Annotated in this window: 9 protein-coding genes; 7 read left to right on the forward strand and 2 right to left on the reverse strand. The window is 65.3% G+C overall.

Going from position 1 to position 7,972, the window contains the following annotated elements:
* Positions 1 to 120: 120 nt before the first annotated feature.
* The 6 genes from ACXJL8_RS06480 (at position 121) to ACXJL8_RS06505 (ending at position 5,651) form a co-directional block, all read left to right on the forward strand.
* Positions 121 to 1,740 (forward strand): GMC family oxidoreductase, encoded by a 1,620-nt coding sequence (locus ACXJL8_RS06480; RefSeq protein ID WP_456619150.1) that lies wholly within the window; start codon positions 121 to 123, stop codon positions 1,738 to 1,740.
* A gap of 110 nt (positions 1,741 to 1,850) precedes the next feature.
* On the forward strand, positions 1,851 to 2,741 hold the full coding sequence (locus ACXJL8_RS06485; RefSeq protein WP_456619151.1) for an alpha/beta fold hydrolase: 891 nt from the start codon (positions 1,851 to 1,853) through the stop codon (positions 2,739 to 2,741).
* A gap of 171 nt (positions 2,742 to 2,912) precedes the next feature.
* Positions 2,913 to 3,851: a metallophosphoesterase family protein gene (locus ACXJL8_RS06490; RefSeq protein WP_456619152.1), complete on the forward strand. Its 939-nt coding sequence runs from the start codon at positions 2,913 to 2,915 to the stop codon at positions 3,849 to 3,851.
* A gap of 36 nt (positions 3,852 to 3,887) precedes the next feature.
* Positions 3,888 to 4,214, forward strand: a complete 327-nt coding sequence (locus ACXJL8_RS06495) for a cupredoxin domain-containing protein (RefSeq protein ID WP_456619153.1) — start codon at positions 3,888 to 3,890, stop codon at positions 4,212 to 4,214.
* A gap of 127 nt (positions 4,215 to 4,341) precedes the next feature.
* Positions 4,342 to 4,890, forward strand: coding sequence for a sigma-70 family RNA polymerase sigma factor (locus ACXJL8_RS06500; protein ID WP_456619154.1), 549 nt, complete (start codon positions 4,342 to 4,344; stop codon positions 4,888 to 4,890).
* Positions 4,887 to 5,651, forward strand: coding sequence for an anti-sigma factor family protein (locus tag ACXJL8_RS06505; protein ID WP_456619155.1), 765 nt, complete (start codon positions 4,887 to 4,889; stop codon positions 5,649 to 5,651). The genes ACXJL8_RS06500 and ACXJL8_RS06505 overlap by 4 nt, the downstream gene beginning before the upstream one ends.
* A 120-nt stretch (positions 5,652 to 5,771) precedes the next feature.
* On the opposite strand, the gene ACXJL8_RS06510 is transcribed toward ACXJL8_RS06505, so the two are convergent.
* Entirely contained in the window at positions 5,772 to 6,152 is a 381-nt protein-coding gene (locus tag ACXJL8_RS06510) for a nuclear transport factor 2 family protein (protein WP_456619156.1), read from the reverse strand.
* Between the two features lie 128 nt (positions 6,153 to 6,280).
* Between ACXJL8_RS06510 and ACXJL8_RS06515 the strand changes: the two genes are divergently transcribed.
* On the forward strand, positions 6,281 to 7,189 hold the full coding sequence (locus ACXJL8_RS06515) for a cupin domain-containing protein (protein WP_456619157.1): 909 nt from the start codon (positions 6,281 to 6,283) through the stop codon (positions 7,187 to 7,189).
* 142 nt (positions 7,190 to 7,331) lie between these two features.
* Here ACXJL8_RS06515 and ACXJL8_RS06520 read toward each other — a convergent pair whose 3' ends face one another.
* Positions 7,332 to 7,736: a GFA family protein gene (locus tag ACXJL8_RS06520; RefSeq protein WP_456619158.1), complete on the reverse strand. Its 405-nt coding sequence runs from the start codon at positions 7,734 to 7,736 to the stop codon at positions 7,332 to 7,334.
* Between the last annotated feature and the right edge of the window lie 236 nt (positions 7,737 to 7,972).

Here is a 7,972-nt window from a genome sequence, read left to right on the forward strand (position 1 = left end):
TCCACCTAACCGTCGCGGATCGAAGGGTGCCCTGTACGCGCGACATGGCCGGGCTTGTCCCGGTCCCCCGCGTCTGCCTATTAGGACGGAACGTTAAGTGACCATCCGGGTGGAAGCAGAATGCCAAGGCGGCTTGAAGGTGAGTTTGACTACATTGTCGTCGGGGCCGGCACAGCGGGCTGCATTCTCGCCAACCGACTCTCGGCCGATCCCAAGAACCGAGTCCTCATCCTCGAGGCCGGCGGCAACGACAACTGGATCTGGTTCCACATCCCGGTCGGCTATCTCTTCGCGATCGGCAATCCGCGCTCGGACTGGATGTTCAAGACCGAGGCCGAGCCGGGCCTGAACGGCCGCTCGCTCGCCTATCCCCGCGGCAAGGTGATCGGCGGCTCCTCGGCGATCAACGCCATGATCTCGATGCGCGGACAGGCCGCCGATTACGATCACTGGCGCCAGCTCGGCATGACCGGCTGGAGCTATGGCGACGTGCTGCCGCTGTTCAAGCGGCTCGAGGATCACTTCCTTGGGCCAAGCGAGCATCACGGCGCCGGCGGCGGCTGGCGCATCGAGGCACCGCGGCTGTCATGGGCCGTTCTCGATGCGGTGGGCGATGCCGCCGAGGAGATGGGCATCAAGCGCATTCCGGATTTCAACACCGGCGACAACGAAGGCACCAGCTATTTCCACGTCAACCAGAAGCGCGGCCGGCGCTGGTCGTCGGCGCGCGGCTTTCTCAAGCCGGCGCTGAACCGCCCCAATCTGCGGCTCGAGAAGCACGTGCTGGTCGATCGCCTGATCATCGAGCAGGGCCGCGCCGCCGGCGTGCGCTTCATCCAGAACGGCGAGATCATCGAGGCGCGCGCCAGGCGCGAGGTGATCCTCTCGGCCGGCTCGATCGGCTCGGTGCAGGTGCTGCATCGCTCCGGCATCGGGCCCGCCGACTGGCTGTCGCCGCTCGGCATCGACATCGTGATGGACAAGCCCGGTATCGGCCGCAATCTCCAGGACCATCTCCAGCAGCGCGCGATCTACAAGGTGGAGGGCGTGCGCACGCTCAACGAGACCTATTACAATCTGTTCCGCCGCGGCCTGATGGGGCTCGATTACGCCTTCCGACGCCGCGGTCCGCTGACCATGGCGCCGTCGCAGCTCGGCATCTTCACGCGTTCCGATCCAACGCGCGCGCGCGCCAACATCCAGTTCCACGTGCAGCCGCTGTCGCTCGACAAGTTCGGCGATCCCCTGCACCGCTTCCCCGCGATCACGGTGAGCGCCTGCAATCTGCAGCCGACCTCGCGCGGCACCGTGCGGCTGCGCTCGGCGAGCCCGGACGAGAAGCCGATCATCGCGCCGAATTATCTGTCGACCGACGACGACCGCCAGGTCGGCGCCGACGCCATCCGCACCACCCGCCGGCTGATGCAGCAGAAGGCGCTCGCAAAGTACCGCCCGAGCGAATATCTGCCCGGCCCCTCCGTCGGCGACGACGATGCGTCGCTCGCGAAGGCCGCCGGCGACATCGGCACCACCATCTTCCATCCGGTCGGCACGGCGAAGATGGGCGCGGCGAATGACCCGATGGCGGTGGTCGACGAGCGCCTGCGCTTCTACGGCCTCAGCGGCCTGCGCATCGTCGATGCCTCGATCATGCCGACGATCACGTCGGGCAATACCAACACGCCGACGGCGATGATCGCCGAGAAGGGCGCGAGCATGATCCTGGAGGATGCGAAGTAAACGACCCCCGTAGCCCGGATGGAGCGAAGCGCAATCCGGGAAGTTGCCGCAATGCTGGCCCCGGATTACGCTACGCTCCATCCGGGCTGCGACGCATCACCTCTGTACTCATGATCAATCCGCACCGCTTTCCAATCGGCCCGGCCGACGCAGAGATCGCCATGCTGCAATGGGGCGAGAGCGGGAAGCCGCCTGCCCTGCTCGTGCACGGCACCGGTTTCGTCGCCGATGTCTGGGAGGAGGTCGCGCGCGAGCTTGCATCGGCCTACACCGTCTATGCGCTCGACCGCCGCGGCCATGGCGCGAGCCACAAGCCGGGCTCCTATCATTTTCTCGACTACGCCGAGGACGTCTGCCGGGTGATCAATGCGCTCGACCTGCGCGACGTCTACGGCATCGGCCACAGCGCCGGTGCGACCGATCTTCTGCTTGCGGCAAAGCTACTGCCCGGACGCTTCACACGCCTGTTCGTGATGGAACCGACCGTCATGGACCCGCGCGCGGCGCGGCCCGGAGGATTGAGCGAAGAGTCCTTGTCCCTCGTGCAGGGCACACTGCGCCGGCGGGCCGAGTTCGACAGCGCTGATGCCGTCTTCGAGCGCTACCGCACGGCGCCGACGTTTGCCGATTGGACCGAGACGTCGCTGTGGGCCTATGTGAGGCATGGCTTCGTGCCGCTCGACGATGGCCGGGTCCGACTCTCCTGCACGCCCGAGATCGAATCCGCGATGCTGCGTCCGATCTACGAGGCGATCGAGCAGGTTTACGTTGGCGATGCCCGCGGTAACCCGTTTGGAGGGCTCGCCGAGATCGATTGCCCCGTGCGCATCACGACTGCCGCGAAGTCCGGGCCGATCTACAAGGCGATGGCGTCGCGCGCCGTGTCGCTGATTCCGCGCGTCGGCACGCTGGTCTTTGAGGACGCCGGACACTGCGTGGCGCAGGAAGTGCCGGCACGCGTGGTGGAGGCCGTGCGGGAGTTCGCGAACTCCGGTCTGTAGCCCGGATGGAGCGAAGCGCAATCCGGGAACTGTCGCAAATCTGGCCCCGTATTCCGCTTCGCTCCATACGGGCTACCCCCCTCACGAAAACGTCATCGCCACCCGCGAATAAACCCGCCCCTCCCCCAATCACCTCCCCGAAGCCCAATTCCGGGCACGAGGAGCTGCGCGATGAGCGGACACGATCACGGCGACGACGGCTTGAACCGCCGCAAGGTGCTGGAATGCATGACCTGGGCCGGCACCGGGGTGCTCTGGACCATCACGGGCGGGGTGCCGCGCTCGCTCGGCATCATCGATTCCGCGCAGGCCGCGACCGCACCCGGCATGACCTTCCTCCAGATCAGCGACAGCCATGTCGGCTTCGACAAGCCGGCCAATCCCAACGCGCTCGGCACGCTGGAGGAAGCCATCAACAAGATCAACGCGATGCCGGCCAAGCCGTCGTTCATGATCCACACCGGCGACATCACCCACCTTTCGAAGGCCGCCGAGTTCGACAATGCCGAGCGCATCATCTCGCAGAGCAAGCTCGATGTGCACTACGTGCCGGGCGAGCATGACTTCCTCGACGAGGAGGTGAAATTCTATCGTGATCGCTACGGCCGCGGCACCAAGGGCCAGGGCTGGTATTCCTTCGATGCCGGCGGCGTGCACTTCATCGGCCTCGTCAACGTCGTCGACCTCAAGGCCGGCGGGCTCGGCAATCTCGGCGCCGAGCAGCTCGCCTGGCTGGAGGACGATCTGCGCGGCAAGTCGAAATCGACGCCGATCGTGCTGTTCGCGCACATCCCGCTCTGGACCGTCTATCCGGAATGGGGCTGGGGCACCGAGGACGGCGGCCGCGCGCTCGAATACGTCAAGGGCTTTGGCTCGGTCACCGTGCTGAACGGCCACATCCACCAGGTCATGCAGAAGGTCGAGGGCAACCTCACCTTCCATACGGCGCGCTCGACCGCCTTCCCGCAGCCGGCGCCCGGGACGGCCCCCTCGCCCGGACCGATGAAGGTCGAGGACGCAAGGCTGCGCTCCATGCTCGGCGTTGCCAGCATCAACTTCAAGCAGAACGAGCAGCGGCTCGCGATCATCGACACGCCGCTCCAAGGTTGATTCAAGGCTGAATTCAGGGTTGATCGGAAGCTGACAATGAAGACACTCAATCGCCGCGACTTCGGTGTCGCTTTGGCCGCGGCCATCCTGCTGCCCGTCACGACTGCCCGCGCCGCCGACGACACGGAGGTGCATATCGACAATTTCGTGTTCCAGCCGGCCGAGCTCAAGATCAAGGCCGGCACCACCGTGACCTGGACCAACCGGGACGACATTCCCCACACCATCGTGTCGGCCGGCAAGTTCAGGTCCAAGACGCTCGACACCGACGACAAATTCTCGTTCACCTTCACCAATGCGGGCGACTACAAATATTTTTGTTCGTTGCATCCGCACATGACGGGGATGATCAAGGTTGAGTAACATCTCAAACCAAGGCATCAACGTCTTGCCCGGCCGGTGGTCCCACGCCGGCCGGGCTCGTGCGCCTTCAGTCACGCATAGGGACGAAACGAAGCCGCCAGCAGACCAAGAGGCAAAGCGAGAGGCGATGCCCGTCACCGACGATGTGCAGAAGGCGCAGCGCTTCCGCGAAGCGACGCTGCCTTATCTCGACGACGTCTACACGCTCGCGCGCTATTTGCTGCGCGACGCCTCCGATGCCGAGGACGCCGTGCAGGAATGCTATCTGCGCGCGCTGAAGCATTTCGACAGCTATCGGGGGCCGGCGATGAAGCCCTGGCTGTTCGCGATCCTGCGCAACGTCTGCAACGCAGAATATGCCAGGCGCGCGCATTCGCACACAGCGATCGAGGATATGCCGGGCGCCGCCGAGCAGACGCCGATATGGCAGGAGACCGAGGCGAGCCCTGAAACCGAAGTGCTGCGCAGCCGCGACGCCGGCGCCATTCGCAAGCTGATCGATGCGCTCGCCGAACCGTTCAAGGAAACCTTCGTGCTGCGGGAGATCAGCAACCTGTCCTATCGTGAAATCGCCGAGGCCGTCGGCGCCCCCGTCGGCACCGTGATGTCCCGCCTCGCACGCGCCCGCGCCATGCTGCGCGCGGCCTGGATGGCGGAAGAGGAGCACTCGAAATGACCTGCGACGAAGCAAAGATCCTGCTTCATGCGCTGCTCGACAACGAGCTCGATGCCGGCCACGCGCGCGAGGTCGAGGCGCATATCGCAAGCTGCCCGGCCTGCGCCGCGGAGCTTGCGGCGCAACGCGAGATGCAGCGCGCGCTCGCCGATACCAACCTGCGCTACACCGCGCCGGCAAGCCTGCGCGCCCGGATCGAGGCATCGCTGCCACAACCGCAGCGCCAGCCCAGCCGCCGCTCCGTGCTGCGCGGCTTCGCGATGGGCTCCGCGGTCTCGGCGCTCGCCGCCAGCGGGGTCGTCGCCGTCGTGCTGCGCCAGGACGACCAGCAGCGCATCCTGTCCGAAGTCGTCTCCGCCCATCTGCGCTCGCTTCAGGCGGGCCATCTGACCGACGTGATCTCGACCGACCAGCACACCGTCAAACCCTGGTTCAACGGCAAGCTCGACGTGGCGCCGCCGGTGATCGATCTCACCGCGCAGGGTTTTACGCTGGTCGGCGGCCGGCTCGACTATATCGACGCCCGCGCCATCGGCGCGGTGGTCTACCGGCGCCGGCAGCACGTCATCAACCTGTTCGTGTCGCAGACCGCGAGTGTCGAGCATCGTTCGCCGAAGACCCAGACCATGCAGGGCTTCAACTGCCGCCGCTGGGGCAATCGCGGCCTGAACTTCTGGGCCGTCAGCGATCTCGGCGCCGACGAGCTCGCCGAGTTCGTCGACAAGTTCGAGACGGCGATGAAGGCGAATGTGGAGGGGTAGCGCGCTCCGCCGTCGTTGCGGCCGAAGCCAGGCAATGACGGTGTCAAGGCAGCGCCACACGCCATCGCGGCCGCTCGGGCTGCCGGGTGAGCACGACCCGGTCGCCCGCGCTCGATGCCGTTAAAACATCCCGTTGCCGTGCACGGCCGCATCGGGCACGGGTTGCCGCACCTCCCAATGCTCCACCAGCTTGCCATCCTCCAGCCGGAAGATGTCGACGATGGCAAGGCCGGGGTCGGTGGGCGTGCGCTGCGCGTGAACGTGTGCGACGACGAGATCGCGCTCGGCAACGATGCGCTTCACCTCGGCGCGCAATTCCGGAAACTGCCGGCGCAATTCGGACAGATGTTTCTGGATGCCCTCGACGCCATCCGCGATCATGGGGTTGTGCTGGACATAGCGCAGCCCGAAATGGATCGCGGCAGCGTCGAAATTTCCCTGGTTGATAGCCCTTTCCAGGAAGTCGCGTACGATGGCCTTGTTGGCCGAAGTCCCACTCATGAGTTCGTCTCCAGTGAAATTGCTGTCATCCGTTCTGGGCCGGCGCGTCGGCGCCGTCGATGTGCGCGACTTGCAAAATCATGTCCGATCGTCTCAAACAGACCCGATCGGGACGCTGGAGCGGACGCTTGGATGCCATATCGGACATGTTGGCGCCGTATCGCACCGGCGGCGCCTTCCTCGGAACGGCGGTGTTGCATCGCCCCTGGGGTATCGGTGTCGATCCGCAGCGAAGCTCCGCCATTCACGTCGTTCTCGCGGGCGGCTGCTGGCTGAGGCTGGCCGGCCGTGAGGACGCCATTCGGCTTTCGCGCGGCGATGTCGTCCTGGTGACGAGCGGTGTGGGCCACGCCCTGAGCGACCCGTCGGATGCCGCGATCGTTCCCATTCGCGAGGCGCTGTCCGCGGGACCATCCCACCGAAGCGTCTCCGCGCCGGATACAACGACGCTACTATGCGCAAAATATCAGACCGTCGAGGCGGCACCGCATCCGATGGTATCATTGATGCCGCCCCTCATTCACCTCACCGCGCAACAGGTCGAGGCGAACGAGCCATTACGGCTTGTGCTGGAGTTGCTTCGCGTCGAAGCGCACGCTGCTCGAACGGCGGCCGATATCATCGCATCGCGCCTGCTCGATAGCGCACTTGTTTTGCTCCTGCGGGCATGGGCGGACAACCAGGGCGAAGGTGCGGCGGACTGGTTCGGTGCAATGCGCGATCCGGCCGTCGCCCGCGCCTTGCGGCTAATCCATGAGCAGCCCGAGGAAAACTGGACTGTCGCGGCATTGGCTGATCATGCGCGTCTGTCTCGCGCCACCTTCGCGCGCAGGTTCACCCATTTGATCGGTGAGCCGCCGCGCGCCTATCTCGCGCGCTGGCGGATGAACTTGGCGGCAAAAGCCCTACGTGAGACCCGCAGCTCCATTGAAGAGATCGCACTTGCCGTCGGCTATGAGTCCGGGCCTGCGTTTTCGAAAGCGTTCAGCCGTCTCCACGGACAATCGCCGGGTCAGTACAGAAGCAACGGCTCGTGACTTGAGGAGAACATGACGATGGCCAGGAAGCTCAGCCTATGCACCCATGCGAAGTTCTGCGCGAAGAATTCCTGATTCCGCTCGACGTGTCCCCCGGAGCCCTCGAAGGCGGCCTGAGCAGTCGTACGATGCCTCCACGCCGTCATTCGAGCGGAGGAAATCGTTCGAAGACGGGCAGTTCGTGGGCCCGCTCCATCCAACCAATCCGCTCGGCGACCTGGATGTGCATCATCGCCGGAACGGCATCGGGGTCATCATACGTGCCGCTCTGGATGTCGATGATGCCCGGCATCAGGTTTTCGTTGACGTAGAACAGCCCCGTGCCGCAATCGGCGCAGAAGTGGCGGCGTCCATGCTCGGAGGAGTGATAGATCTTCGCTTCGCCGCGGACCACCTTGACCGCTTCGAGCGGATACATCGCCCACCCGACCATCGGTGCCCCGGAGTGGCGACGGCAGTCCACGCAATGGCAGAGCGCGTGCACCATCATGTCGCCGTTCACTTCATAGCGGATCGCACCGCAATGACAGCCGCCAGTCACAGGCATCGCCGACTCCTCTCCCGGTCAGGTCAATGCCGGAAAAGTAGGTGCCGATTTCGAGTTTCAGAAGGCGGACTGCTTCAGCAGGCCGCAGGTCGCGACACCAGGCCGCGGCGGAGACCTTACGCCGACCGCCGCACCGCGTTGTCGACCAGCGTCTTGCCGAGCGACCAGATCGCGCCGGGGACCTTGTGGCTGCCGGCGATGACGTCGTCGAAGGCGCGCTCGATCCAGCCGCAGTC

It is taken from the genome of Bradyrhizobium sp. P5_C11_2, assembly GCF_054049755.1.

Excerpts from the sequence above, each read along its gene's own strand:
- ACXJL8_RS06480 (WP_456619150.1), top strand. The coding sequence starts at position 121 with ATGCCAAGGCGGCTTGAAGGTGAGTTTGACTACATTGTCGTCGGGGCC.
- ACXJL8_RS06485 (WP_456619151.1), top strand. The coding sequence starts at position 1,851 with ATGATCAATCCGCACCGCTTTCCAATCGGCCCGGCCGACGCAGAGATC.
- ACXJL8_RS06490 (WP_456619152.1), top strand. The coding sequence starts at position 2,913 with ATGAGCGGACACGATCACGGCGACGACGGCTTGAACCGCCGCAAGGTG.
- ACXJL8_RS06495 (WP_456619153.1), top strand. The coding sequence starts at position 3,888 with ATGAAGACACTCAATCGCCGCGACTTCGGTGTCGCTTTGGCCGCGGCC.
- ACXJL8_RS06500 (WP_456619154.1), top strand. The coding sequence starts at position 4,342 with ATGCCCGTCACCGACGATGTGCAGAAGGCGCAGCGCTTCCGCGAAGCG.
- ACXJL8_RS06505 (WP_456619155.1), top strand. The coding sequence starts at position 4,887 with ATGACCTGCGACGAAGCAAAGATCCTGCTTCATGCGCTGCTCGACAAC.
- ACXJL8_RS06510 (WP_456619156.1), bottom strand. The coding sequence starts at position 6,152 with ATGAGTGGGACTTCGGCCAACAAGGCCATCGTACGCGACTTCCTGGAA.
- ACXJL8_RS06520 (WP_456619158.1), bottom strand. The coding sequence starts at position 7,736 with ATGCCTGTGACTGGCGGCTGTCATTGCGGTGCGATCCGCTATGAAGTG.